Here is a 25,753-nt window from a genome sequence, read left to right on the forward strand (position 1 = left end):
CAGAGTATATAACCACAAACTACAAAAACCTTAAGGTTATAATTATCTCCACACCTATAAAATTATTTGTGAGGGATTGTCATGGAAAGAATAGCTGTTTTGGCATACTCTGGAGGGTTAGATACAAGCTGTTGCTTAAAGTTATTGGAAGATAAGTATGGATATAAGGTAGTTTCTGTCTGTGTGGATGTTGGACAGCCAGAGGAGGAAATAAAGGAGGTTGAGGAAAAAGCTAAAAAATTGGGAGTTTTAAAGCACTACACAATAGATGCAAAGGAGGAGTTTGTTAAAGATTACATATTTAGAGCTATAAAGGCAAATGCAATGTATGAAGGCTACCCACTATCAACTGCTTTAGCAAGGCCTTTAATTGCTTATAAAGTTGTTGAAGTTGCCTTAAAAGAGGATGCTGAGGCAGTTGCTCATGGATGCACTGGAAAAGGTAACGACCAGTTTAGATTTGAAACAACCATAAGGATTAAAGCTCCACATCTAAAAATTATAGCTCCAATTAGAGATTTAAACTTAACAAGGGCTGAAGAGATTGAATATGCCAAAGAAAAAGGCATTCCAATTCCAACTGAAAGCAAAAAATATAGTATAGATGAAAACTTATGGGGTAGAAGTATTGAAGGTAGTGAATTGGAAGACCCTAACTTTGTTCCACCAGAAGAGATATATGCATGGACTAAAAATCCAGTTGAAGATAAAGAGGAGGAGATTGTTGAGATTGAGTTTAAAGAGGGAGTTCCAGTAGCTATAAATGGAGAGAAATTAAATCCTGTTGAATTAATAAAGAGAGCTAATGAGATTGCTGGAAAGCATGGTGTAGGAAGAATAGATATTATTGAAGATAGAATTATTGGCTTAAAGTCAAGAGAAAACTATGAATGTCCAGGGGCTGTTTTATTATTAACTGCCCACAAGGCGTTAGAGCAATTAGTTTTGACAAGGGATGAACTTAGATTTAAGGAGATTGTTGATAGTCTTTATGGAGAGCTAATCTATAAAGGATTGTGGTTTGACCCATTGAGGGAGGATTTAGATGCCTTTATTGACAAAACACAAGAGAGAGTTACTGGAACTGTTAAGGTTAGGTTATTTGGTGGAACTGCAAGGGTTGTTGGTAGAGACAGCCCTTACGCTTTATACAGCAAAGAGATGGTTTCGTTTGATGAAAAAGAGATTGACCAAAAGGAGTTAGCTGGAATGGTTAAGTATCATGGATTACAGGCAATGTTGTATGAGATGAGAAAAAATAGGAAATAAAACTCTTTAATTAAAATTTTTTATTTTTTATTTTTTTATTATGATTGTCTAAATGGATTAAAGAAGGCATTACTGTTTTTTGATAGGTATATTTAGAGCTTTTCCTCTCTGAATAACCAACATCTGCTGGAGATAACAACTTGCTAAATATTAACTGCCCAATTCTCTGATTTTTATATAAAATAACTGGCCTATCAAAAGCTACAATCTCCAAAGTTATCTTTCCCTTAAAACCAGCATCAATCCATCCAGCAGTTTGGTGGGAGGTTAAAAAAACTCTTCCTAAACTACTTCTACCTTGGTATTGGGCACATATATCATTTGGAAGCTCAATATACTCATTTGTTGTACCTAAAACTCCTCCTTCAACAACGTAATCAACATCATATTTCTCTTTAAAATAGTTGATTTTTTCTTCAGTTAAATTGTAGTTTAGAGGGCAAACTAAAATAGAATTTTTTATCTTTATTCTTTTGTAATTTAGCTCTTTTGACAAATCATAAACTTCATCATCATAGATTATAAATTCATCTCCTAAGGTTACATCGTATGAGCAAGGCCCTACGAAGTCTTTGTTAAATGGCTCAATAATAATCCTTTTTGATGTAACATAGTCAATAATGTCTTTATCGCTTAGAATCATAAGTTATCACCAAGAAGTATTTTATGGAGATTACATTTGTTTGGATATTAAACATAATATTAATTTTTAAATTTTCTTTATAATAATGTAACTATATATTTAAATATTTGGATGTTATTAGTAACAAAAAGAAATAAATAAACTTGGACATAATTATTATGGATTAAGCTCATTAGTTACCTTACTTAGATTTCCTATAAACTTATTTGCTGTTTGATTTATAGTTTTTGTAAAGTTTTCAGACTGATTTCCAGCTGCTTTAGCAGCTGTTCCAACATTTTTTACATAGAAGTATGCGGCAATTATCGCAACTAATACAGCAGCTGCAACTAAAATACCAACTTCCATTGATAATTGCCCTTTCTTTGACAATAATTTCTTTAAAAGTTTCATCGTATCCACCCATTTATAGTTCGTTAATAATTTCCCGATGTTTTAATTATATGTTTTAAACCACACTTTATTATCTTAATATATTTGTTATATATACTTTTTGATTTCTTTGTATTACAGAGATAGTAGTTAATCTACAAGTTTAACTGAATTATTTAATAATTTTATGTATTGAGATGACTTATTGTTGGTAACATTTATAAATTCTCTTGCCTTTTCTCCAGTTTTGTTCATTTCATGACCTAAATCTTTTGCAGATAGTACAAAAAAATACGCCATAATTATAGCTACCAACGATGCTGAGCTTGCTAATATAATAATTTCCATTGATATCTGTCCTTTTCTGGACAGTGTTTTCTTTTTTATTGATTTCATAATTGACAACTCCCCTAGCTATTAACAAAATTAACATAACAAACACTAAAATAACATAAAATGCTTAATAACAAATCCAAAAAATTTAATAACAACATTTGGTAGTAAAATTAAGATTCTATATTTTTTGATAATTGTAAAATTTCGTATATATAATTTTTGAATGCAACCCTGCCTTTCTTAGTAATTTTAACTATTGTTTTAATTTTACCTTTTATTATTGATTTTTTTATTTCTATAAATCCACTTTCTTCCAATTTCTTTAAATGATGCTCCAAATTACCATCAGTTAAATTTAATTTTTCTTTTAAATAGCTAAATTCACAGTATTCCAAACCATACAATAAAGCCAATATTTTAACCCTAACAACAGAGTTAAATATTTTCATAATTTCACTTTTCTTTACACATAACCAAATTTTATTTATTTTTTGTCCGAATTGATTCATTAGGCATATTTTTGCATATTTTGCATGCATTTTCATATAAATCCTTATACGCATCAGATAAACCGAAAAACTTATAAAGTTAGAATCAAAAACATGCTAAATGTCGATTCCAATTGTGGTGATATAAAATGATTGTAGAGGTTAAAGTTGCTGTATTCGAATAAAGTCCCCACGTCAGGGGACGTGAATGTGATAACTAATCTAATAACTCACATTTAGGCAACCTCTGCCCTCCTAAATGGACGGTGGAGGTTGGTCTGTCCCGTTAAGGGAGCGGGTGCTGATGAAAACCTATTCAGATTATGTCGGAAGTAATCATTTGGAATGTTTGATATGATTTGGATAGGTTTTGAAGCACCTCAAAAAACATAAAGCAACTAAAAACTGAACAAAGGCAAAAATTAAAAACTGATATTCGTGAAATATAAACATTGGGATTGAAGAGAGCATCATTAACAGTCCTAAAATTTCTCTTTTCCTTGATTTAAATAAAATTCCATCGATATTTAATAATAATCCAAATATAATGGCAATAGAAACTCCAGAAATTTTTGGATAAGTGTATAATGTAATAAAAGATAAAATAATAACTGCAATCATCCCATATCTAACAATCCTCTCAAAAATCTTATCAAAATAACATTTAGTTTTTTTATAGAGCTTTTGTTGCCTAACAATCAATATACCACCAATGATTAATAACAGTGAGATTATAAACAAAATATTGAAACTCCAGTATTTTATAGATATATAAATTAAAACAAAAATTAATGAACTCAAAAAATAGGAAATAAAATAGACTTTGTTTTTGTAATCTACATCTTCTGATGTATAGCTCTCCTCAACTAATTCTAAGATTTCCTTAGCATTCATAAAAATCCCTTAAAAGTTATTTTCTTAAATAAATGTAAGCTTCATACTCCTTTCCATCATTCCCTATTGCAGTAGTTTTCTCTCTAATGTAATAAACATCTAAATCCTCATAATCATCAAAAATCTCTAATTCATTATCTGTAATGTCTAACAATATAATGCCATCAATATAACTTCCTTCCTTTTTCCTTGCCCCATAATATCCAATTGTTTCATCAAAAAACTTCTCATAACCATAAACTCTACCTTTAATCATCTTTGGCACTCTATTTATCAACTCCAACAATCTCTCCTTCTTCATCAACTCCCCATAGGCAAATACATTATATGTTGGCATCTTTTATTCCACCCCTCACTTTAACAGCCAATCCATAATTAAATTCTCTCAGCTCAATACCATTTAATATAACTGTCCCATAAGCCAATAGTTCATCATCTTCATTAACAACTAAAACCTCTTCATAAGGCCTTAACTCCTCATCACAATCAACAACAAATTTGGCAAATACATTCCTTCCCTGTCTTGCGAATTCCTCTGCCTCTTTATTAACAACAACTCTGTATCTTGGAAATGGAATCTTTTCCCATAACAATTTAGCTCCCTTCTTAGAAGGTATTAAAAAGTTGTCATTACTTCTAACTGAGAATAAAATATCTCCATTTTCATCTAAAACCTGCCTCAATCTACCAGTGGTTTTACTTCTAACAATCTCTATTTTACTCATTAGTTCATCATCAATTATATCAAAGCCATACTGATACTGCAACATCTTCCTAATCCTTAAAGCATCAGCATTAACTTTTTTGGTAGCAGAGAAGTAGTTTATATAATAATTGTAGGTCATTATATCCAATATATTGTCTTCTCCAATTTTTTTCTTCAACCAATCAATAAACTCATCAATAAACTTTTTATTTATCTCTTTTTCATAATCAAAAAGTTCTGGAATTTCATGTTGAGATAGTGGGTAGATAGTGTCTATATAGTATGGAATAAATCCAAATACGGGGTCTTTAATTAGGATATCGACATCTGTCTCAACTACATTCAAATACTCATGATATGGCTTTTCTATTGAACTTGAGACAGTTGTAATATAAACTTTTTCATATTTTATTCTCTTTAATCTCTTCTTATGCCTTAAAACTTCTGGTCTAAACATCGATTCAATGCCAGAGTAGAAGAAAGCAGATTTTTTAGTTACCGGGTCAAATTTTTCTATGTAATCCATATACTTCCTAACAACTCTATACCCTTCTAAAAGCTTTGGATGGCATCTAACCCTCTCCTCAACTAACTCCCACAAACTTCCCTCTTTTATTGCCTGTTTTATTCTATTTATCTCTTCAAAAGTTATATATAAGTTGTGTTCAGCTAATAATCTCTCTCTGTCCTTTTTATTTAAGCCTGCCAACTCTTTTGGCGTATAACTTGAGCAAACAGGACATGAGCAAGGAAATGCTTTTAAATCTTTAATCTCCTCTAAGTGTAAAGTGCCAGTTTCAGTTAAATATCTGTCATCTTTAGCATATAAAGCATAAGCGGCAGAATCAAACAAATCACATCCTAAAGCAACAGCTAAAGCAAAGAACATTGGATGCCCACAACCAAATAAATGCACTGGCTTGTTTGTAGGCAGATACATCTTTGAGTTTATTATGATTTCAGCAACATCTCTGTATCTGTACTGCTCCATCAATGGAACAACAGCCCCTATTGGATAGATATCAAAGTCCAACTTAGCCATCTCTTTAGCAGATTTTTGCCTCAAATCTAAATAAGTTGAACCCTGAACAGTTCCATTTAATAATAACCTAAATCCTTTCTCTTTCTTTAATTCTATGGATGCCTTAGCCCTCTTTAAAGTTTCTTCCAATTCTTTCTCAGCCCTTTCCCTTTCAACATCTGGTGGTGTTGGAATATCCAAGATAGTTCCAACATCTACTCCTATCCTCTCCTGAAACTCTACAATCTCCAACGGCTCAACTTCAACATCTCCATAAACTCCCAACTGAAAAGAACCACTATCTGTAACAATTACTTTATCAAAGCCAATTAATTTGTGAATCCCTTTTTCTTCAGCAATCTCTCTTAAATGTTTTGTTCTGTAAGTTATGTATGAGTTTGTTATAATAACATCTGCCAATTTGTTTATTAAATCCATTGAAACAATCTGTTTTTTTGGATTTGGATGAACAACCGGCATTATTGTAGGAGTTTCTATCTTTTTGCCGTTTATATTTAAAATTCCTATTCTTCCCATAGCATCTCTATGTTTTATCTCAAAGGTCATCATTTTATCCTCCTATGAATTTTTAAATTTTGATTTAGAAATTTTATAAAATAAAAAATTTTAATTGCTAAATTTTAATTATTCATCTATTCTTTGAGTTCTTCTAACTGTGAAAGCAAATAAAGCTGGTAAAATAGCTCCTCCTAATATTGCTTCTGTTAAAGCAACATCTGGGGCTAACAATGCATAGTATAAATAAGCCATACATAAACCAGCAAAGCCAGATAATATAATACATTTAATTAAATCTTTTTGTAAGAGAGATGCTAAACTTGATAACAGTGTCATTACTATAACTATGTAATGTATAATTTCCATTTTGGCTCACCTACAAATTTATTTCATAAGTAATAATCTTATAACACAACAAATATAAAAAATTCTATACTGGGGGATTTTTATGGATTACTATGTAACACTATCACCGGGACTTGAAAAAATATCTAAAAATGAGATAGATGAATTTAAAGGAAAAATTAATGAGATTAGAGAAAACAGGGGTAGAATATTTTTTAGTGGTGATTTAGAACTAATTCCTAAGATTAACTATCTCTCAAGGACTATAGAAAGATTAAATATCCTACTATATAGGGAAGAGATTCCAAACATATCCCTAGATGATATCTATGAGAGAGTTTATGATATTGATTGGACAGAGTGGATAAAAGAACATCAATCTTTTGCTATTAGACCATTAAGAGCTGGAGAACATAACTTTACATCAATAGACATTGGGAGAGTTGCTGGAGAGGCATTGATAAAATCTTATCAGAGAGATAAAAATGTGAGGTTGAAGGTTAATTTGGATGAACCAGATGTTATCGTTAGGGTTGAGGTTATATTTGATGAGTTAATTGTTGGTATTGACACAACTGGAGATGTTGCATTGGATAAGAGAGGTTATAGGGTTTTTAATCACCCAGCACACTTAAATGCCACTATTGCATCGGCATTAATTTATTTAAGTAATTGGAAGGATGATGAGGTTTTATTAGACCCGATGTGTGGTAGTGGCACTATCCCAATAGAAGGGGCTTTGATGAAGAGGAACACCCCACCAGGAAAGTTTAGAGAGGAAAAATATGGATTTAAGTTTGTTGATATTTTTGGTTATGGGCTTTTAGATAAAATAAAAAAAGAGATTGTTGAGAATAAAAATATCTATAAAATAATTGGATTGGATAAGAATCAAAAATACTTAGATGGAGCTAAGGATAATGCTAAAAGTGCTAATGTTTTAGATACTATAGATTTTATTTGTGGAGATGCAACAAAACTGCATGAGAGATTTAGCAGTATTGATGTGATTATAGCAAATCCCCCTTATGGTATAAGAATGGGTAGCAAAAGAGCAGTAAAAAAGCTATACAATGAATTCCTATCCTCTGCAAAAAATATTATGCATGGCTCTTCCCGGTTGATAGTTATAACTGCTGAAGATAAATTGTTTAAAGAGGCAGTAGCAAAAAATAACTTTGAGGTTAAGGATGAGTTCAATGTTATGTTTGGTGGTTTGATGACAAAAGTGTTTTATCTAACTTTATAATTTTAGGGTGAAATAATGGCTATAAATTTCTTAAGGAAAGAGCTTGCTACAAAAGAGGATATTCTATTAGTAAAAACTGAATTACTTGGTGAAATAAAAATAATAAAACTATGGATAAAAATCTTAGTTGTTTTGATTGTTATTTTTCCATTCATACCAGAAGTGTTAAAGAATATAGTATCTAGTTATTAAATGAAATAATTTGAGGGAAATAATGATTCAGGAAATAAAAGAGTTTATTTATAAATATTACATTGAACCAGCTGAAAAAGGGACTGGCTATAATATAGTCCAAGAAATAACCTACGGGATTATTTTAGCTTTAGCACTATATTTGTTTTATAAAGCTTTAAGGAAGTTAAATATAAACATTGATGAGAGATTTGCCATTCCGGGAATTGTTTTTACTGTTTTAATTGCTCTAATGAGGGCTTTAGTTGATTGCGGCTACATAGAAAGAAGTTTTTTAACTATAACTCCGGGAATAGTGTTTTTAATTGGTGGGTTTTTTATAGCAACGATTTTAATTACTGGGGTGGTATTTAAAGAGAAGTATTATAAAGTATCTGCAGTTATTGGGTTAATTCCATTGTTGTATTTTTTTGGTATATTTCTTCAACACATAACTCATTTAGAGGCACTTCTATATGTTATAATTTTAGTAACAGCATTTTATTATTTAGTTAAATTTATTGATAAAAGCTTAAAATTAAATATCTTACAGTCAAAGATTGATAGTTATGTTATAGTTGGGCAGTTAATTGATGCCTCTGCAACAACTATTGGCATTGGCATCTATGGATATTGGGAACAGCACCCAATCCCAAGATTCTTAATGGAGACGTTTGGAGTTTATAGCTTTATCCCATTTAAGCTTTTGGTAATTTTATTAGCCCTCTATATCTTAAATAGAGAGGTTAAGGATGAAAACATAAAAAATATTATAAAACTCTGTATAATGGCTCTTGGATTAGCTCCGGGGCTTAGGGATTTGTTTAGAACGGTTATGGGCGTATAAATGCTATAAAGGCACAATCTATTTATTTATACCTCCGAGCGTAAGCGAGGAGGTATCAGTTTTGATGAAACAGAAAGCTCTGCTTTCTGGCTACAAATCCGTTAGGATTTGTTTAATCGAAGCGTTAGCTTTGAGCAATGAAAACTTTTAAAAGGTTTTCATCTAACTTTCTTAAAGTTTCGTTTAGAACGGTTATGGGAGTGTAAAACATAATTCAAATTCTGGTGGATTAAATGAGATTTATATTATTTCTGCCTTTGCTCATATTTGTGGGATTTATTGTTGGAATTTTAGGCAGTTTGTTTGGTATTGGTGGAGGCTTCTTAGTAGCTCCAATTTTAACATTTATCTTTGACTATTTTGGCATTCCAGATGGTGTTAAATTTGCAGTAGGGACATCGTTATTAGTTGTATTTATAAACTCAATAGTATCAATATTCAGACATGCAAAAATTAAAAACATAAACTGGAAGGCATCAATAATTATTGGTGTTATTAGCTTAGTTTTTTCTTATATCAGTGGGTTTTTGGTGGTTAATTTTATTGATTCAGCCATGTTAAAAAAGCTCTTTGGAATCTTTTTAATATCAAATGCGATTTATATGGCTAAATCACACCACATTGATAAAATCTCTGATAGAGAAGATAATTTAGCCCATTTTATATTTTGTGGAGTCGTTGCTGGGTTTTTATCTGGTTTATTTGGCATTGGAGGAGGAATAGTTATAATCCCAATATTAACATTTGCAAAGTATCCAGTAAAAAGGTCTGTGGCAATCTCTGTTGGAGTTATCCCTCTAACCTCAATTGGTGGACTTATCTCCTATTTAACAGCCAATACAAATAGCTACATCTACAATATTGGCTATGTTTCAATCCCAATAGCTTTAATTATGGCTATTCCTATAATCTACTCTTCAAAATTGGGTATAAAGATTAATCAAAAGATTTCTTCAAAGCATTTGAGGATTATGCTAAGTGCTATATTGGGAACAATGGGATTGATTATGCTTCTTTAACCTCTTTAACACTCTTTTCAATAAATTCCAAAACCTTATCAAATCCTTCCATTGTCTTTAAACTTAATAAAACAACTTCTGCCTCTGGGTTTATTCTTTTGGCATCGTTTTCCATTTTTTTAACATCTGCTCCAACTGCCTCTGCCAAATCAATCTTATTTATTATTATCAAATCAGCCGTCTTCATAATTCCAGGGTGTTTTTCTATTGTATCATCTCCTTCGGTTGTTGATACAACAACAATCCTTTTATGAGTTCCTAAATCAAAGTCAGCAGGGCAGATTAAATTACCAACATTCTCTATAAATAATAAATCAATCTCCTTCAAATTTAAATCCTCCAAAGCATGCCCTACTAAATGAGCATCTAAGTGGCATTCCTTACCAGTATTTAAAGGAACAACTTTAGCTCCATGCTTCTCCATTCTTTCAGCATCAAACTTTGCAATAACATCTCCTGCAATGCAGCCTATTTTATACTTATCCTTTAAATTGTCAATTAATTTTTCAATTAATAGAGTTTTCCCACTCCCTATAGCTCCCATGAAGTCAAAGGCAACAACACCATGTTTATTTAACAGCTTTCTATTCTTATCTGCCAATCTTTTATTTGCCTTTAATATGTCTTTGGCAATGTCTAAAACTCCCACTAAATGCATGTTCATCACCGATGTATTATTCTTCATCTTCTTCAAATTCAACGTCATCATCATAGTTTGGATTCATCTTCTCATACAACTCATCAACATCACTCTTCTTCTTCCAAAGTTCAAATCTTGCCCTTTTAATCTTCTGTCTCTCTCTTTCTAAGAATTTATATGTTTTTGCATGTGAGGCTCCTCTTAAGAGCATTTCAACAGCCTCTTTAGCTATCTGAACCGGCTCATGCTCTCCAACTATTGCAACAGTGTTTCCATAGACAGAGACATTAGCCCCAGTTAAGCTCTCTATGTATCTTCTTGATTTTCCTTCCTTACCAATAACTCTCCCTTTTAATCTCCTTATGCTGTTTTCAGAGCTTGCATAGTCCTCAATATCTATAACCTCCAAAACATACTCATCACTAACCAATTTTAATGCAATTTCTGGATTAAATCCTCTACCAATAGCCCTAACTATATCCTTTGCCTTCCAAACAGCCAATGGGTCTTTCTGCTTGTCAGTCCCATAAATGGTTACAGTTCCATCAGCATCAATCTCTAACTTAACTCCTAACTCTTTTTCAATAGTTTTTTTAACATTTCCTTTTTTTCCTATTAAAACTCCTACTCTTTCTCTTGGAATCTTTAAAATTTCTATATTTTTATCTTGTCCAATATTTCCAAAAACCATTTTTATCACCAAATAAAATAAAAATAAATTTATAATTGCTTAATCATTGCCTCATCAATTGGGTTTATCTCTTTTCCAGTTATATATTTGTATAAATCCTTATAGTTACAGTCAACTCTCTTCCTTCTAAAGAAATTGCATATATTTATACAATCTCTAATAAGTAAAGGATGAGCTAATGGATGTTGGGTAATAACACTCTGCGAGAAATCAATAAATACTGGCTCATCATCTTTAACCAATATGTTGTATTCACTCAAATCTCCATGAACTAACTCTCCTTCTTCATAGAGCTTTTTCATACTCTCTTTTATGATTTTAAAATATCTCTCCCAATCTAAATCCTGCATATCTTTAAGTTTTGGAGCTGGAATTCCTCTATAACCAACAAAATCCATAACTAAGACGTTCTCTCTTCTCAACCTTGCCTTTGGTGCATTTATAATCTCAGAAGCTCTCCTTAAATTTCTAAATTCCTTCTCAACCCATGCATGGATTATCTGCCTTCTACTACTCTTTCTTAAGTGGAATCTTGGGTCTCCTTGGATATATTTACTCATAGTTTTAAAATCGCATGTAGCAACTCTGTAAACTTTAACAGCTCTGTAAAACTTCCCCTTCCTTGCTTTAAATACCACTGCCTCTTTTCCAGAATTAACTATCCCTATATATTCAGTTAAATGCTTCCCAGCTAATAAACTAAATAAAGTCATTAAGGTTCTTTTATCAAAAACTTCATTGGCTGTCTTTAAATCCTCTAAAAACTTCCTTTCTTTCTCTAAAATTTCTTTTTGATATTCTCTATCCAATTGGAATTCTTCCTTCTCAGTTAATAGTTTATTTAATTCATAGAGCTCTTCATCAATGTTTTTAGCTATAGCCATCACCTTTATAGCAACTCATCTAAGTAACCTTTTCTTTTAAGCCATTCAACCTGTGTTTTTGTGTATCTCCAAATAATATCACACTTTTGATCTCCTTGGACTTCCCATGGTTTTACAATAACTATATCTCCTTCTCTAACCCAAATTCTATTCTTTAATCTACCAGGAATTCTTCCTAATCTTGTTTTTCCATCTAAGCATCTGACTCTAACTCTACTTGCCCCTAACATTTGCTCTATAATACCTAAAATCTCATTCTCTTCTTTTTTTGGAATTCTTACTCTAATTTGTTGTTCTTGTTGCTGTTCTACCATCATATCACCTTTTTACTTTTTTAGTTTGTGTTTTGCTGATGCTAATAGTTTTATTATCCTATCAAAATCTCAAAATTGAGTGTTTTGATAAACCTTAGATTTTTGTGTCTATGGGTTTGTGATATTTAATATTTATTTTATATACTCTATCAGTATATATATCTGTTGATTGCTAATAAAATTTTTAGTATGGGACTTTCGCAGTTTATATTATTTAATAAGGTATTTAGATGCCTAAAGGCATCATTTTTTCCTTATAAGGGTTTATTCCTGCAAAAGTCCCATAATTATTCTAAGTTTTTCAAATATTAAAGGTGGATAGGATGATAAGCAGAGAAGAGGCAATTAATTTCCTTAACTCAACATCTTCTAAAGATATATTAGATAAATTAGCTCAAATTAACAATACATTTAAGAGAGAATATATAACTTACTCAAAAAATGTCTTTATACCATTATCAAAGTGGTGTAGAAATAAGTGCGGATATTGTATTTTTAGAGAAGATAAACCAAGTCTAATGAAACCAAATGAAGTTAAAGAAATTTTATTAAAAGGGGATAAGTTAGGTTGTAGAGAGGCGTTATTTACATTTGGGGAACATGTAGATGAAAATAAAGAGATTAAAGAGCAATTAAAATCTATGGGTTATGATAGCATATTGGAATATCTTTACGATTTAGAGGAATGGGCTTTAAATAACACCTCTCTTTTACCTCACACAAATTGTGGTATCTTAAATTATGATGAGTTAAAGATGCTTAAAGAGGTTAATGCATCTATGGGTTTGATGTTGGAAAATGCTTCAGAGAGGTTAATGAATACAATAGCCCATAAATATAGCCCAGGAAAACATCCAAAATTAAGGATAGAGATGATTGAAAATGCTGGGAAGTTAAAGATTCCATTCACAACTGGTTTGCTAATTGGTATTGGGGAAACTAATGAAGAAATTGTTGATTCACTATTTAAAATAAAGGAAATTCATGAAAAGTATAAGCATATTCAAGAAGTTATAATCCAAAACTTTAGGGCTAAGAAAGGCATTCCAATGGAAAATTATAAGGAACCATCACCAATAAAGATGTTAAAGGTTATTATTTTAGCAAAGTTGATTTTAGAAGATATTTCAATCCAAATTCCACCAAATTTAAATAGAGAGACAGGGCAGTTGTTTTTGTTGGCAGGGGTTGATGATTGGGGAGGAGTTTCTCCATTAACAAAGGATTACGTTAATCCAGAGGCAGAGTGGCCAGAGATAAGAGAGTTGAGAGAATGGACTGAAGAGTTAGGGTTAAAGTTAAAGATGAGACTACCTGTTTATGATAAATACATAAGTGAAGAGTGGTTAAGTGATAAAGTTTATAATAAGATTATTGAGATGGGATGGTTAAAGGAATAGCGTTCTCTATTATTGATATTTGCTTTTTTAGAATATCCTCATATCTATTTTTTAATATTTGCAGAGCTTTATAGGCAGATTTTCCGTCCAAATATACAACCTCCTCTTTTCCCCTTTCCATATACTTAACGTAAGCCAGATTTTCATCAAAACTTATAGTTAAGGATATAAATTTATTTGAGCTTAGAATATCCTTTAACATCTCTTCATAAACATTATTTCCACAGAATAGATTTAATTTAGCAATTTCATTTATATCTTCATCCTCAATAAGTTGTTTTATCTTTTCATACTCAGAGATAATTATTTCTAAGTTATCAACCAATTCCTTAAAACTCTCAGCCCTTTCAATTAAACAAATAAATTTGATTTCAATTTTTCCTTTTCCTTTCCATCTCCACTCTCTATTTCTCCATTCATTGATTTTTTCTTTGATTTCTTTAATGTTGAAATTCATAATTTCACCAAAAAACCATAAAGTATTTATCCCCAAATGCGGGAAAATAGTAATATTAACAATTATGCATTATATCAACAAAACTATAAAATCGAATAAGAGTGGTGGCATCATGATTAAAATATTGGTTGATAACACTGCATATAAAAAATTTTTTGCTCAGCATGGGTTTTCAGCTTTAATAGAAATAAATAATAAAAGAATTTTATTTGATGCTGGTCAAAATCCAATAACTTTGAGAGAAAACTTAAAATTATTTGATGAAAGGGAGGGATTTGATTATATTGTCTTATCTCATGGGCATTACGACCATTGTGATGGATTAAAATATGTTATAGAGAATGATTTAATCAACGGGAAGGTTATAGCTCATAAAGATGCATTCTTAGATAAATATGCTGGCAGTAGATATATAGGAATTGACAAAGAAATAAAGGAATATCTGTTAAAAAAAGCTGATTTAGAGATTATTGAAAAGCCATATAAGATAGATAAAGATACTATTGTCTCTGGATATGTTCCGAGGGAGCATAAATATGAAATGGAAGAGTTTCAATGTATTAAAGATGGAAAGAGAATGAAAGATGAGGTAAATGATGACATGTTCTTAATAGCCAAGGGGATTTTGATAACTGGTTGCTCCCACAGTGGAATTATAAATGTAGTTGAATATGGGAAAAAGTTAAGCACAATTAAAGGAGTTTTAGGAGGTTTTCACTTAGTAGGGGTTTCAGATAACTATTTAAATAGGGTTGTTGATTATTTCAAATCCCAAGATTTTTGGTTTATGCCTATGCATTGCACTGGATTTAAGGCTTTAACAAAACTGTCTCAATTAAATAACTTTGTTTATGGGCATGTAGGTAAAATCATTGAGATTTAGGGGCTGATTATGAGAGAAGTAGAAAAGCCATTAATTGTGAGCATTGTAGGAAATATATTATTAGGATTAATAAAAATTGTTATAGGGTATGTTTATTCAAGTATATCCCTAATTTCTGATGGAATTCACTCTTTATCTGATGTTATAACAAGTATTATTGGAATAATTGGTGTAAAAATTGCATCAAAACCACCAGATGAATCTCATCCATACGGACATTCGAGATTTGAATGTCTTTTTTCTTTTTTTATAGGATTAGCTTTATTTTTTACAGCTTATGAGATAGGCAAATATGCAGTAGAGAGAATTATATCTGGAGAAGTAATTGAAGTGAATATTATAATGGTAGCAGTGGCTATTTTATCAATAGTTGTTAAAGAGTTGATGACAAGATATTCTTTATTTATTGGAAAAAAATTAAATAGCCAAGTTTTAATTGCAGATGCTTACCATCATAGGAGTGATGCCCTAAGTAGTGTTGTAGTTTTAGTTGGGTTGTTGTTGCAAAAATTCGGCATTTATTATGGGGATGCCATAGCTGGGATAATAGTGGCTTTGATGATAGCAAAAGTAGCTTTTGATATATGTTTAACAAACATTGATTATTTAACAGGAAGGTCCCCACCAAAAAAATTCTTTGAACTCGTTAAAAAAGAGGCATTGACTGTGGATAAAGTTATTGGAGTGCATGACATAAAAGCTCACTATGTAGGGCCAAGAATCCATGTTGAACTACATGTGGAGGTTCCATCAAATATTTCAGCAAAAGAGATGCACGATATTGAAGTTGCAGTTAAAAATAGATTAGAAAGTTTGGATAACGTTGAGAGAGCTTATGTTCATGTAGATATCGTGGATTAGTTATAATTTTATACTTTTTTAAAATATTTTAAATTATATTAAAGTTGAATATTCAAAATAATAGATTAATCTTTCCAAAAATAAAATATATGGTGGGCTCAGGAGATACAAACGAAACTTTTAGAAAAAGTTTCATCAACATAATTAGAATTAGGATAGTCTAGAATATATGGTGGGCTCGGGGAGATTCGAACTCCCGACCACCGCCGTGTCAGGGCGGCATCATAGCCATCTAGACCACGAGCCCTCAACCACAAGCGAAATTAAAGTATGCGTAACTTATATATAAAGTTTTCGGTTATAACTAACTAGTAATGTCAAATATATAAAAATATTTAAAGAAGTATGTAATAAAAATTTACTGAAATGTTGATTTTCAGTAACTCTATTATATACTAAGGTATAAATACATCAAGAGATTAAAATGATTAAAGAGTTAGAATCTAAGAAAGTGTTTTAAAATTTTTAAAAATCTAACATAAATTGGGGAATTACAATGGTGGGGGAGATTCCAGTCTTACTTATAATGAAAAAACCAATAGTGGTTAGTGGAGATGTTTCAGTATATGATGTTGCAAAACTGATGGTTGAACAAGATGTTCCTTGCGTTCTTGTAGTATGTGAAAGACCAAATCATGAGAGTATTGGAGTGGCTACAGATAAAGACATAATAAAAAGAGTACTGATTAAAAAGCTGTCTCCAGACAAAGTTAAGGTGGAGGATATCTCTTCAGGTAAGTTAGTTACTATTCCACCAAATACAACAATTGACGAAGCTTTGAAAATCATGAATAAATATAAAACCAACGAATTGTTTATTGTAGATGAAGGAAAAATTATTGGGGTAATAACACAGGAAGATTTAATAAAAATTGCTCCAGAGATTATTTCCACTTTAAAAGAGCTTGTAAATTATCTACTTCAGATTATTGACGAGGTTACTAGTGAAGAAAGTAGCGACAAATCTAAAGAAACACGAAAAATAGACCAAAGTAAGGGTGATAAAAAAGATAGCAAACCTAATGTGAAAAAAAAGAAGATAATGTTAATAAAATAGCGTAGGTGAAAAAATTGGTTAAGATAAAAATCTGTGGAATAACTAACGAGGAAGATATGGCATATATATCAAAAAGAGTCCATGCAGTTGGAGTTATAGTAGACGTTCCCGTAAAAACTCCAAGAAAAATTTCTTTGGATAAAGCCACTGAATTAAAAAGCCACGTTGCTCCTTTCACATCATTAGTTGCTGTATTGATGCCAAACAGTATAAAGGAGGTTTTAGAAGTTTATAATGCCTTAAAACCAAATGCTATACAACTACATGGATTTGAGAGCTTAGAATTTGTTAAAGAATTAAGAGATTTAAAAAATAATGGAAATCTAAACGCTGATATAATTAAAGTCATCCATATACCTAAAGATGAGGAAATTGATTTTAAAACTTTATTGAATACTGCAAAAGAGTATGAAAAGTATGCAGATGCAATCTTAGTTGATACAAAGATAGAGAACATAAAATTTGAAGGAAAAACTCATGATTGGGCGGTATCTAAGAAGTTGAGAGAATCTCTAAAAAAGCCATTAATCTTAGCTGGTGGCTTGAATAGAGATAATGTCTTAGAGGCAATAAAAACGGTTAAACCTTATGCTATTGACGTGTCATCTTCATTAGAGGCTTATGGTGGAAAGAAAGACTTTAAAAAAGTAGATGAGTTTTTGGAAGTTGTTAAAAGGGCTTAAAATATTTAAAGGTATAGGAAGATATTTAAAATTTGGGGGAATTATGGCTATTGCCTATGCTAAGTTGTATGAGTTAGTTTATAAGTATGTGCAAGATAAGGAAAAGGCAGAGATTATATCTAAAGCAATTGAAGAGTTTATAAAAGAGAATGAACAAAGAATTGATAAAAGATTCGAAGAGAGTAAAATTATTATAAAAAATGAGCTAAAAGATGAATTAAAAAATGAATTAGCTACAAAAGAGGATATCTTATTAACCAAAACAGAACTTAAAAATGAAATTGAGTTAGTTAGAGAAGAAATGAAGGCAATGAAAGAGGAAATATTAAGATACATTGATAATAAAATTAACCAAATAAAAATATTGATAATTATTGTCATATTTGCTATAATTTTAACAATCAAAATGCTATTGAGGTAATAAAACTTATATTCGGATTGAAATAAAAAAGAGTTTAAATAATATTTAAAATCTGTTTTATCCTATTTACAATAGGTATTGGGTTGTGAAATGCTCTTGCAGTATAAACCTCTATGCCACTATTTTTCAATGTCTCAACGTAATCATTATTTATCTGCCTTCCAAAGACAATTGCATAAGTGTCTTTACCATACTTAGCCTTATAGGTTGCAGTATAGCTAACTCCTCCGTCGTTATGGACAAAGGCAATTATTTTATCAATGCCTTCAATGCCTCTAAGCCCCTCATCTATATCAACAGCCCCAACACCTTTTAAATAATATTTGTCATCATCAGCAACCTCTAACAGCTTTAATGCGGCTGGATTTGCGGCTATAACTACACCAAATCCTCTTTTCTTTAGCTGATTTATTAGATATAAGACAGAGGGAATTAAGGCAGGAGGTTCTGGACATCCAACTATAACTAAGACATTCATCATTTCACCAGAATTTTAATCTTGATAATAGGCCTTTTTTACTTTTGTCTTTATCTTTCTTCTCCTCTTTCTTCTCTTTATTTATCTCGTCAAGATTTACTCTCAGAACAAACGTTCCATAGCATGGTTTTGTGTATGGGAAGATTACATAGTTGTCCTCATAGGCAACTGGTATTGGAGGGATTCCAATCAAAAAGATTCCCTCAAATATCTCATATCCAGCCTCCATTTCTTTGATATTTTTAAAATTTTTCCTTATATACTCTGCACACTCTTTATAACCTCCTTTATATAAAATCTCATAGTTTAGCTTATCAATGCATCCCATAATCTCTACCTAAAAAGCTTTAATATATCATCTTTATTTGGCTTTACAATGCCCTTTTCAGTTATAATGGCAGTTATCAAATCTGGAGGAGTTTTGTCAAAGGCATAGTTATAACAGCCAACTCCTTCAGGCACTATCCTAACTCCATTTATATAAGCTACCTCATCCTCACTCCTCTCCTCTATAATAACATCCTCCTCCCTACTTTTTAAATCAAACGTTGATAGAGGAGCTGCAACATAAAATGGAATTCCATGATATTTAGCTAAAACTGCCAAGCTGTAAGTTCCAATCTTGTTATAGACTGTCCCATCTGCTAATATTCTATCTGCTCCAACTATAATCTTATCTATCTCTCCCTTCTGCATTAAAAATCCAGCAGTGTTGTCTGTTATAACCTTAACTGGAATACCTTCATAGCTAAGCTCAAAGGCTGTTAATTTAGCCCCTTGCAACCTTGGTCTTGTCTCATCTGCTATAACTTTAATCTTTTTGCCGTTGTAGAAGGCAAATCTAATAACACTCAAAGCAGTTCCATAGGCAGAGGTTGCCAAAGCCCCAGCATTGCAGTGAGTTAATATTGTATCTCCATCATCTATAAGCTTCTCTCCAATCATCCCAATCTTTCTGCATGTCTCTATATCTTCCTCATGGATTTTTTTGGCCTCATCCAAGATTGATTTCCCTCCTTTATAAGCAGTTAAACATCTATCTAAAGCCCAGAATAGATTGACTGCAGTAGGTCTTGTATTTTTTAAAACTTCATAAGCTTTATAGATGTCATCTCCTCTAATTTCAGCTAAGGCTAAGCCGTAAGCTGCAGAGACACCAATAGCTGGAGCCCCTCTAACAACCATGTCTTTTATTGCATAGGCAACATCTTCATAGGTTTTGCAGATAAAATACTCTAATTTATTTGGAAGCTTTCTTTGGTCTATTAAAATTAACTCTTTCTTATCATCATCCCATATTATTGGTCTTAAGTCGTTTGTCATTATTCCCCCTCTAACAGTTTTTTAAGATAGTATTTAGTATAAATAGCCCCAGCTGTGTTGTGGGATAAAACCCTATCCTTAACAATAAACGTAGTTGTTGGAGCTTTTGAATACTTTTGAAATAAAATGTCATGCCCAATACACAATCCAACAATAATATTTAAATCAGTTCCAATCTCATTTAAAATTTCCGCTTGCCCTATTGGATTACACATAGCCTCTTTTTCGTTATTATTAATTTTATTTAGCTCAAAAACATCCTTATCAATTCCGCAAACCTTGCAGCACACAGAATAAACATCAAAATGCTTAGATAAGATTTTATCCAATATCTTAGCTTCATTCTCTAATCCTATGCAAAAGGCTATGCCAATTTTTTTATAATCCATGAGTTTGCAGAACTCTATTATCTCCTCCAATCTCGTTTTTTTCATATAGTAGGTTGCTTCAATATAGGCAGAGACCTTAGCAATCTTTAAGTTGTCTTCTTTCTTATATTCTTCTATTATTTTTTCTGTTATGTCCTTTCTGCAGTTTTTTCCAGCATAGCAAAGCTTTTTATTGCATTGGGAGCATTTCATAATTAATCACCATAGAGGGAAAGTATGAGAATTGATACATTTATATTCTTAATGTTTATTTGTATTGGGATGTTGCTTTTGCTATTTGGCATTATAAAGCCAATAGAGTTACTTCATATTGTCGAATGGAAAACAATTTTCTCCCTATTCTATTTAATGGTTATTGTAAATGTTATGAAAGATACGAAGTTTTTAGATTACATCTCATTAAAAATCTTAAAGAAATCAAAGAGGATTTTTATTGCTTTAATATTTTTAACTCTGTTTTTATCTCCTCTAATAACAAATGATGTCTCTCTATTTGTTATCATTCCGCTAACACTGATAATTAACCAATACACAAACATGCCTTTAGAAGATTTGGAAAAGCTTATTATTTTTGAGGGTATATCTGCAAATATTGGAAGTGCTTTAACACCAATAGGTAATCCTCAAAACCTCTTTTTGTATCATTTCTACAATATTGGAGCTTTGGAATTTATAATCAACATGCTTCCATTTGAAGTTTTTGGGATATTAGTTATTTTGCCATTTTTAGAATTTAAAAGGTATGATGCTAAGGTAGATATTGATATCGAGTTTAAAAAAGAGTGGATTATCTATACTGCCATTTTTATCTTGGTTTTGTTGTGTGTTTTTGGATTTTTGGAGTTTTTTTTATACATATTGCCTTTAATATTAGCAGTTATGATTTATAAAAGAGCTAAAGTGGATTACTTATTTTTATTAACTTTTATCTTCCTCTTTGTTGATATTGAGGGATTAAAGAGGATTGGAATTATTAATATGTTTTCAATAAAATGTAATGAAATTATGTTGATGATTTATTCATCTTTGCTATCTCAAATAATCTCAAATGTGCCAGCTACTGTATTGCTCTCAAATATATACAATGAATGGCTTCCTATTGCCTATGGAGTTAATGTTGGTGGAAATGGAACTTTAATTGCTTCATTCGCAAATTTAATAACGTTAAGGTTGTCTGATAAAAAAGTGGGTATCATAAGATTTTTATTAGTTGGGGGAGTAATATATCTAATGCACTTAACTGCTTTAGCTGTATATCTCACAATATTTTAAAGGTAAAAAAGGGAAGAAATAATTGAAATAATTTGAAGGAAGAAAAAAGGTTTAAAGGGCTAAATTAGTTCTTTGGGTTTTTTGGTTTTCTTGGAGCTACCATGGGCTTCACCCCCAGCAAATTTTACAATTAGTATACAATCACTTTGGGTTATATATAGGAATATTCAACAAAAATCTCAAGTGTTTTTGAATAATGCTTTTAATATTATCTATTATATGCACACCTAAAATTTTGGATGAAATTATGCCAAAAAAGTTGCATAATAAATTAGAATTAATGGAAGAGGTTATAAATCTTGGAATTAAGGGGGAAGAAATTACTATCTATAATATAACCAGAAAAATTAATCAAAAAATGAAATATAGTGAGTTATCTGAAAAACATTACGTTGGAGAACAGACGATAAGTGATATAATTAAAGAACTTGAAAAAATTGGATGTCTAAGATTAAAATCTAAAGAAAAAACAAAAATTGGAAAAGAAAAAAAGGTATATGAGTTAACTAAAGATTCATTAAAAATTTTTAAAATTTATAGGGGGTACTATCAAATAATACATAAGATAATTAGGATGTTGAATGAGCTAAACCTCTGTGATGAAGATAAAGAAGCATTTTTACAAATTCTATCAAACTGCATAAAATATAAGAGATGATAATCATGTTAAGAGAAGAAGCTATAAATTTAGAAAGTGATTTAATAAAAATCAATTCAGTCAATCCTTCTTTTGGAGGAAAAGGGGAGAAAGAAAAGGCAGAGTATGTTAAAAGCAAATTAATGGAATACGTTGAAAAGTATAAAATAAAGAACTATAGCTTAAAAGAATACAACGTTATAGATAAATGTGGTATTGAGAGACCAAATATTGTATTTAGAATAGATTTTGGTAAAGATAAAACGTTACATATCATCTCCCACTTAGACACAGTTCCAGAAGGGGATATTAGTTTATGGGAAACCAACCCCTATGAGCCAGTAGTTAAAGATGGAAAAATCTATGGAAGAGGGGCAGAAGACAATCATAAAGGGATTGTTTCTTCTTTACTGTTGTTAAAGATGATTTTTGAAAATAATATTGAGCCAAAATACAACTTATCATTAATTTTTGTCTCTGATGAAGAAGATGGAAGTGAATATGGCTTAAAATATCTATTGGATAACTTTGAAGATGAGATATTTAAAAAGGATGATTTAATCATAGTACCTGACTTTGGCACACCAACTGGAGAGTTTATAGAGATTGGAGAGAAGGGAATTTTGTGGATAAAATTTAACATTAAAGGAAAACAATGTCATGGTAGCACACCAGAGAATGGGCTAAATGCCGATATAGTTGCATTTAACTTTGCCTATGAGCTATATAACAGCTTATATGAAAAATTTGATGAGGTTAACCCAATATTCCTGCCAGAATACTCAACCTTTGAGCCAACAATATTGAAAAATAAAGTTGAGAATCCAAATACAATCCCTGGACATGTTGAGGTTGTCTTTGACTGCAGAATTTTGCCAACTTACAAAATAAAAGATGTTTTAAAGTTTATAGATGAGTTTATCAGAAACTTTGACTTTAAAAAGTATATTAAGCACTATGATAGTTTAATTGAAGCAGAGATAACTTATGAGATATTGAAGGCAGAGAATCCAAATTACACAGATGAAGATGCAGAAATTATTAAAGAGCTAAAAAAAGCTATAAAAAAGGTTTTAAATAGGGATGCTAAGCTTTGTGGAATGGGAGGAGGAACTGTTGCAGCATTTTTGAGATATAAAGGTTATAGTGTAGCAGTTTGGGGGATTGGTGAGGAAACTGCTCACCAACCAAATGAGCATATTGAGATAGAGGATTTGGTTAAGATGGCTGAAGTGTTTTATGAAATTTTGAGATAGTGAGAACATGCATCTAATAAAAATCGGTGGCTCACTAACTTATGATGCAAAACCATTATTAAAAGCTTTGAAAAACTATGCAAAAGAGAATAATAAAAAGATAGTTATTATTCCAGGTGGAGGAGAGTTTGCAAATGTCGTTAGAAAGATAGATAAAACTCTAAACATTTCAAACTCACTATCTCACAAACTTGCTATAAAATGTATGGATTTGATTGGAGAGGTTTATGCTGAAATTGGAAATATAAAAGCTTATGATACATTATTTGATTTAAAAAGAGAAATAGAAAAAGAAAAGATAGCTATATTATTACCTTCAAAAATTTTACTATCAACAGATATTGCCGAGCATTCTTGGGCTATAACATCAGATTCATTAAGTTTATATATAGGAAAGTTATTAGATGTTAGGGAAGTTATAATAGCAACTGATGTTGATGGCATATATGACAAATTCCCAGGAGGGAAACTATTAAATATCATTAATGCAAATGACATTAAAGGTTTAACCTCTGTAGATGAGACCTTTCCAATTCTTTTAAAACAATTTAAAATGAACGCTTACATTGTTAATGGCAAATATCCAGAGCGAGTTATAGATATTTTAGAGGGAAAACACAACATATATACGAGAGTTATTGGAGTAGAATAGTAAAATACACAAACTTTCTTAAAAGTTCCATAAAAATAAAAAAATAAAAAATTATAAAAATTTGTCAGGTGGGAGAGATGAAATACGTTTGCATAAGCTGTAATGCTGAGATAGCTCCAAGGGAAAAATCAACAAAATTCCCATGTCCAAACTGTGGAGAAGTAGAGATTGTAAGATGTGAAAGATGCAGAAAGTTGAATAACCCATACAAATGTCCAAAATGTGGGTTTGAAGGGCCATAAAGTAGTTGGCGTAATCAATAATTTAGGAGAGGCATTGATTAGCTTTAGCTAATCAATGCATCCTGGGTATACCCACAGGACTTTCACAGGAATAATTTTTTTAATTGAATATTGATGCCTTTGGCATCTAAATTCCTTAAATAATCCAAAACCGTGAAAGTCCTGTGCCAATAGGGTGTTAACCCTATGGATGTAGATTTGAAGGGCCATAACCTATTATACTAAAAACTTTGGAGGGAAAAAATGGCAGCTGTATTAGCAAAAATAAAAATTATGCCTACAAGCCCAGAAGTTGATAAGGAGAAATTAAAAGAGAAGATTAAAGAAGTATTAGAAAAGCAAGATGTTGCTATAAGAGGATTATTTGATGAGCCATTAGCTTTTGGTTTATACGCTATATATACAGTTATTGAAATGGAAGAAAGAGAGGGAGGAACAGAGCCAATAGAAAATGCTTTGGCTGAAATTGACGAGGTTGAGAGCGTTGAGACAGTAGAAGTTTCATTGGCATAAATTTTAATACTTTTTTTGAATATTGGGCTGAAAATTATTTTTGTTTTGTTGCTACCTATTTATTCGTAAATTATATATAACACTTTAAAAATTTTATATTCTTACATTCTAAAATCTCAACCGTCGCTGATGATAAATTCATAGTTTAAATTGCATAAACAGACTGCAAATAAATATGATAACATTTAAATAAAAAATAGAAACTCCCAGAATGCTCTACAATTTGATGTTGAAAAGCTGGCTATATCTATGAAACAATATATGTGGCATTCTGGGTTGTTATGAGTTGAACAATAATAAAAGTATATAAACTTCTACAGTTAAACCATTTTAAGCTTAAGGGTGATAATGATGGCTAAATTAAAATATAAGATACAAGTCAATCCTGAAAAAACAGCAAGGGCTATGGGAAGAAACATTCCAATATCAAGAAAACATGCGAGAGAAATCTGCAAATCAATAAATGGAATGAAGTTGGATGAAGCAATAAAGTTCTTAGAGGATGTTATTGCAATGAGAAGACCAGTTCTATTTAGAAGACACTGCAAGAAAGTAGGGCACAGAAAAGGTAAGCTTGGCTGGCATGCTGGTAGATACCCAGTTAAAGCAGCTAAAGCAATCTTAAAAATATTACAGCATGCAAAAGCAAATGCTGAATACAAAGGTTTAAACACTGAAAAGTTAAGAATAAAACATATCTCAACAAACAAAGGAATAACAATCAAAAGATACATGCCAAGAGCATTTGGTAGAGCTACACCTAAGTTCCAAGAAACAGTTCATATACAAGTTATCTTAGAAGAATACCACTAAAAAATGAG

35 protein-coding genes and 1 tRNA gene are annotated in these 25,753 nt (G+C 31.2%); 18 read left to right on the forward strand and 18 right to left on the reverse strand.

All coding sequences use genetic code 11. The features are described from left to right. The first annotated feature begins 81 nt into the window (after window positions 1-81). Window positions 82-1,269 (forward strand): argininosuccinate synthase, encoded by a 1,188-nt coding sequence (locus MFS40622_RS08515; protein WP_012981269.1) that lies wholly within the window; start codon window positions 82-84, stop codon window positions 1,267-1,269. A 10-nt stretch (window positions 1,270-1,279) separates the two neighbouring features. Here the strand turns inward: MFS40622_RS08515 and dcd are convergent, their stop codons facing one another. The 8 genes from dcd to MFS40622_RS08555 all read right to left on the reverse strand — a co-directional run bounded on the left by dcd (window position 1,280) and on the right by MFS40622_RS08555 (window position 6,614). Further along, window positions 1,280-1,912: a dCTP deaminase gene (gene dcd, locus MFS40622_RS08520; protein WP_012981270.1), complete on the reverse strand. Its 633-nt coding sequence runs from the start codon at window positions 1,910-1,912 to the stop codon at window positions 1,280-1,282. A gap of 156 nt (window positions 1,913-2,068) precedes the next feature. Beyond that, on the reverse strand, window positions 2,069-2,305 hold the full coding sequence (locus tag MFS40622_RS08525; protein WP_012981271.1) for a class III signal peptide-containing protein: 237 nt from the start codon (window positions 2,303-2,305) through the stop codon (window positions 2,069-2,071). Between the two features lie 129 nt (window positions 2,306-2,434). Further along, window positions 2,435-2,680 (reverse strand): hypothetical protein, encoded by a 246-nt coding sequence (locus MFS40622_RS08530; RefSeq protein ID WP_012981272.1) that lies wholly within the window; start codon window positions 2,678-2,680, stop codon window positions 2,435-2,437. Between the two features lie 110 nt (window positions 2,681-2,790). Then, window positions 2,791-3,069: a transcriptional regulator gene (locus MFS40622_RS08535; RefSeq protein WP_048197524.1), complete on the reverse strand. Its 279-nt coding sequence runs from the start codon at window positions 3,067-3,069 to the stop codon at window positions 2,791-2,793. Window positions 3,070-3,444: 375 nt separating this feature from the next. Further along, window positions 3,445-4,002, reverse strand: coding sequence for a hypothetical protein (locus MFS40622_RS08540; protein WP_012981274.1), 558 nt, complete (start codon window positions 4,000-4,002; stop codon window positions 3,445-3,447). 16 nt (window positions 4,003-4,018) lie between these two features. Then, complete coding sequence (locus tag MFS40622_RS08545) at window positions 4,019-4,339, reverse strand: gamma-glutamylcyclotransferase family protein (RefSeq protein ID WP_012981275.1); 321 nt, start codon at window positions 4,337-4,339, stop codon at window positions 4,019-4,021. Beyond that, the gene (gene tgtA, locus MFS40622_RS08550) at window positions 4,326-6,299 is read right to left on the reverse strand and encodes a tRNA guanosine(15) transglycosylase TgtA (RefSeq protein WP_012981276.1); all 1,974 of its coding nucleotides are present in this window, start codon (window positions 6,297-6,299) and stop codon (window positions 4,326-4,328) included. The genes MFS40622_RS08545 and tgtA overlap by 14 nt, the downstream gene beginning before the upstream one ends. Before the next feature lie 75 nt (window positions 6,300-6,374). Beyond that, window positions 6,375-6,614 carry a DUF4040 domain-containing protein gene (locus tag MFS40622_RS08555; RefSeq protein WP_012981277.1) on the reverse strand — a complete coding sequence of 80 codons (240 nt, stop codon included), beginning with the start codon at window positions 6,612-6,614 and terminating at the stop codon, window positions 6,375-6,377. 82 nt (window positions 6,615-6,696) lie between these two features. Between MFS40622_RS08555 and trm14 the strand changes: the two genes are divergently transcribed. The 4 genes from trm14 to MFS40622_RS08570 all read left to right on the forward strand — a co-directional run bounded on the left by trm14 (window position 6,697) and on the right by MFS40622_RS08570 (window position 9,879). Then, on the forward strand, window positions 6,697-7,842 hold the full coding sequence (gene trm14 / locus MFS40622_RS08560; protein ID WP_012981278.1) for a tRNA (guanine(6)-N2)-methyltransferase: 1,146 nt from the start codon (window positions 6,697-6,699) through the stop codon (window positions 7,840-7,842). Window positions 7,843-7,857: 15 nt separating this feature from the next. Next, on the forward strand, window positions 7,858-8,034 hold the full coding sequence (locus tag MFS40622_RS09540) for a hypothetical protein (protein ID WP_012981279.1): 177 nt from the start codon (window positions 7,858-7,860) through the stop codon (window positions 8,032-8,034). A gap of 22 nt (window positions 8,035-8,056) precedes the next feature. Further along, window positions 8,057-8,860: a DUF63 family protein gene (locus tag MFS40622_RS08565; protein WP_012981280.1), complete on the forward strand. Its 804-nt coding sequence runs from the start codon at window positions 8,057-8,059 to the stop codon at window positions 8,858-8,860. A 233-nt stretch (window positions 8,861-9,093) separates the two neighbouring features. Then, on the forward strand, window positions 9,094-9,879 hold the full coding sequence (locus MFS40622_RS08570) for a sulfite exporter TauE/SafE family protein (RefSeq protein WP_012981281.1): 786 nt from the start codon (window positions 9,094-9,096) through the stop codon (window positions 9,877-9,879). Here MFS40622_RS08570 and hypB read toward each other — a convergent pair. Genes hypB through eif1A form a run of 4 tightly spaced genes read right to left on the reverse strand, consistent with a single transcriptional unit; the run spans window position 9,866 to window position 12,408 of the window. Then, on the reverse strand, window positions 9,866-10,537 hold the full coding sequence (gene hypB / locus MFS40622_RS08575) for a hydrogenase nickel incorporation protein HypB (RefSeq protein WP_012981282.1): 672 nt from the start codon (window positions 10,535-10,537) through the stop codon (window positions 9,866-9,868). The two genes, MFS40622_RS08570 and hypB, sit on opposite strands and share 14 nt — an antisense overlap. A gap of 16 nt (window positions 10,538-10,553) precedes the next feature. Next, complete coding sequence (locus tag MFS40622_RS08580; RefSeq protein WP_012981283.1) at window positions 10,554-11,210, reverse strand: KH domain-containing protein; 657 nt, start codon at window positions 11,208-11,210, stop codon at window positions 10,554-10,556. Window positions 11,211-11,239: 29 nt separating this feature from the next. Continuing rightward, complete coding sequence (locus MFS40622_RS08585; RefSeq protein ID WP_012981284.1) at window positions 11,240-12,094, reverse strand: serine protein kinase RIO; 855 nt, start codon at window positions 12,092-12,094, stop codon at window positions 11,240-11,242. Between the two features lie 5 nt (window positions 12,095-12,099). After that, on the reverse strand, window positions 12,100-12,408 hold the full coding sequence (gene eif1A / locus MFS40622_RS08590; protein WP_012981285.1) for a translation initiation factor eIF-1A: 309 nt from the start codon (window positions 12,406-12,408) through the stop codon (window positions 12,100-12,102). 323 nt (window positions 12,409-12,731) lie between these two features. Here eif1A and cofG point away from each other — a divergent pair, with 323 nt between their 5' ends. Further along, a complete protein-coding gene (gene cofG / locus MFS40622_RS08595; RefSeq protein WP_012981286.1) occupies window positions 12,732-13,808 on the forward strand; it encodes a 7,8-didemethyl-8-hydroxy-5-deazariboflavin synthase subunit CofG in 1,077 nt (358 codons plus the stop codon). Here cofG and MFS40622_RS08600 read toward each other — a convergent pair. Continuing rightward, a complete protein-coding gene (locus tag MFS40622_RS08600) occupies window positions 13,780-14,265 on the reverse strand; it encodes a hypothetical protein (RefSeq protein WP_012981287.1) in 486 nt (161 codons plus the stop codon). The genes cofG and MFS40622_RS08600 overlap by 29 nt on opposite strands. A gap of 112 nt (window positions 14,266-14,377) precedes the next feature. On the opposite strand from MFS40622_RS08600, the gene MFS40622_RS08605 reads away from it, so the two are divergent. Both MFS40622_RS08605 and MFS40622_RS08610 read left to right on the forward strand, forming a co-directional pair. Then, window positions 14,378-15,148 carry an MBL fold metallo-hydrolase gene (locus MFS40622_RS08605; RefSeq protein ID WP_012981288.1) on the forward strand — a complete coding sequence of 257 codons (771 nt, stop codon included), beginning with the start codon at window positions 14,378-14,380 and terminating at the stop codon, window positions 15,146-15,148. 9 nt (window positions 15,149-15,157) lie between these two features. Next, complete coding sequence (locus tag MFS40622_RS08610; RefSeq protein WP_012981289.1) at window positions 15,158-16,009, forward strand: cation diffusion facilitator family transporter; 852 nt, start codon at window positions 15,158-15,160, stop codon at window positions 16,007-16,009. Between the two features lie 170 nt (window positions 16,010-16,179). Here the strand turns inward: MFS40622_RS08610 and MFS40622_RS08615 are convergent. Continuing rightward, a tRNA-Val gene (locus tag MFS40622_RS08615) sits at window positions 16,180-16,256 on the reverse strand. A gap of 249 nt (window positions 16,257-16,505) precedes the next feature. Between MFS40622_RS08615 and MFS40622_RS08620 the strand changes: the two genes are divergently transcribed. From MFS40622_RS08620 to MFS40622_RS08630, 3 genes are read left to right on the forward strand one after another with little or no spacing between them, the layout of a single operon-like run. Beyond that, complete coding sequence (locus tag MFS40622_RS08620) at window positions 16,506-17,066, forward strand: cyclic nucleotide-binding/CBS domain-containing protein (RefSeq protein WP_012981290.1); 561 nt, start codon at window positions 16,506-16,508, stop codon at window positions 17,064-17,066. A 14-nt stretch (window positions 17,067-17,080) separates the two neighbouring features. Next, entirely contained in the window at window positions 17,081-17,749 is a 669-nt protein-coding gene (locus MFS40622_RS08625; protein ID WP_012981291.1) for a phosphoribosylanthranilate isomerase, read from the forward strand. Window positions 17,750-17,792: 43 nt separating this feature from the next. Beyond that, window positions 17,793-18,170: a hypothetical protein gene (locus MFS40622_RS08630; RefSeq protein ID WP_012981292.1), complete on the forward strand. Its 378-nt coding sequence runs from the start codon at window positions 17,793-17,795 to the stop codon at window positions 18,168-18,170. Window positions 18,171-18,204: 34 nt separating this feature from the next. On the opposite strand, the gene MFS40622_RS08635 is transcribed toward MFS40622_RS08630, so the two are convergent. Genes MFS40622_RS08635 through MFS40622_RS08650 form a run of 4 tightly spaced genes read right to left on the reverse strand, consistent with a single transcriptional unit; the run spans window position 18,205 to window position 20,552 of the window. Beyond that, the gene (locus MFS40622_RS08635) at window positions 18,205-18,651 is read right to left on the reverse strand and encodes a DUF1890 family protein (RefSeq protein ID WP_083771420.1); all 447 of its coding nucleotides are present in this window, start codon (window positions 18,649-18,651) and stop codon (window positions 18,205-18,207) included. Between the two features lies 1 nt (window position 18,652). Continuing rightward, window positions 18,653-18,976 carry a DUF1894 domain-containing protein gene (locus MFS40622_RS08640; RefSeq protein ID WP_012981294.1) on the reverse strand — a complete coding sequence of 108 codons (324 nt, stop codon included), beginning with the start codon at window positions 18,974-18,976 and terminating at the stop codon, window positions 18,653-18,655. 5 nt (window positions 18,977-18,981) lie between these two features. Further along, window positions 18,982-19,971, reverse strand: a complete 990-nt coding sequence (gene mtnA, locus MFS40622_RS08645) for an S-methyl-5-thioribose-1-phosphate isomerase (protein ID WP_012981295.1) — start codon at window positions 19,969-19,971, stop codon at window positions 18,982-18,984. Next, a complete protein-coding gene (locus MFS40622_RS08650) occupies window positions 19,971-20,552 on the reverse strand; it encodes a DUF1847 domain-containing protein (protein WP_012981296.1) in 582 nt (193 codons plus the stop codon). The genes mtnA and MFS40622_RS08650 overlap by 1 nt, the downstream gene beginning before the upstream one ends. A 24-nt stretch (window positions 20,553-20,576) precedes the next feature. Between MFS40622_RS08650 and MFS40622_RS08655 the strand changes: the two genes are divergently transcribed. From MFS40622_RS08655 to rplV, 7 genes are all read left to right on the forward strand, one after another. After that, window positions 20,577-21,632: an SLC13 family permease gene (locus MFS40622_RS08655; protein WP_012981297.1), complete on the forward strand. Its 1,056-nt coding sequence runs from the start codon at window positions 20,577-20,579 to the stop codon at window positions 21,630-21,632. A gap of 247 nt (window positions 21,633-21,879) precedes the next feature. Next, the gene (locus MFS40622_RS08660; protein ID WP_048197525.1) at window positions 21,880-22,290 is read left to right on the forward strand and encodes a hypothetical protein; all 411 of its coding nucleotides are present in this window, start codon (window positions 21,880-21,882) and stop codon (window positions 22,288-22,290) included. A 5-nt stretch (window positions 22,291-22,295) separates the two neighbouring features. After that, window positions 22,296-23,525: a M20 family metallo-hydrolase gene (locus MFS40622_RS08665; RefSeq protein WP_012981299.1), complete on the forward strand. Its 1,230-nt coding sequence runs from the start codon at window positions 22,296-22,298 to the stop codon at window positions 23,523-23,525. Window positions 23,526-23,532: 7 nt separating this feature from the next. Continuing rightward, window positions 23,533-24,177: a [5-(aminomethyl)furan-3-yl]methyl phosphate kinase gene (gene mfnE, locus MFS40622_RS08670; RefSeq protein ID WP_012981300.1), complete on the forward strand. Its 645-nt coding sequence runs from the start codon at window positions 23,533-23,535 to the stop codon at window positions 24,175-24,177. Window positions 24,178-24,254: 77 nt separating this feature from the next. Further along, the gene (locus MFS40622_RS08675) at window positions 24,255-24,419 is read left to right on the forward strand and encodes a zinc finger domain-containing protein (protein ID WP_012981301.1); all 165 of its coding nucleotides are present in this window, start codon (window positions 24,255-24,257) and stop codon (window positions 24,417-24,419) included. Between the two features lie 243 nt (window positions 24,420-24,662). Then, a complete protein-coding gene (locus MFS40622_RS08680; protein WP_012981302.1) occupies window positions 24,663-24,932 on the forward strand; it encodes an elongation factor 1-beta in 270 nt (89 codons plus the stop codon). Window positions 24,933-25,283: 351 nt separating this feature from the next. Continuing rightward, complete coding sequence (gene rplV / locus MFS40622_RS08685) at window positions 25,284-25,745, forward strand: 50S ribosomal protein L22 (protein ID WP_048197526.1); 462 nt, start codon at window positions 25,284-25,286, stop codon at window positions 25,743-25,745. Window positions 25,746-25,753 lie beyond the last annotated feature (8 nt).

It is taken from the genome of Methanocaldococcus sp. FS406-22, assembly GCF_000025525.1.
Lineage (GTDB): Archaea > AGJL01 > Methanococci > Methanococcales > Methanocaldococcaceae > Methanocaldococcus.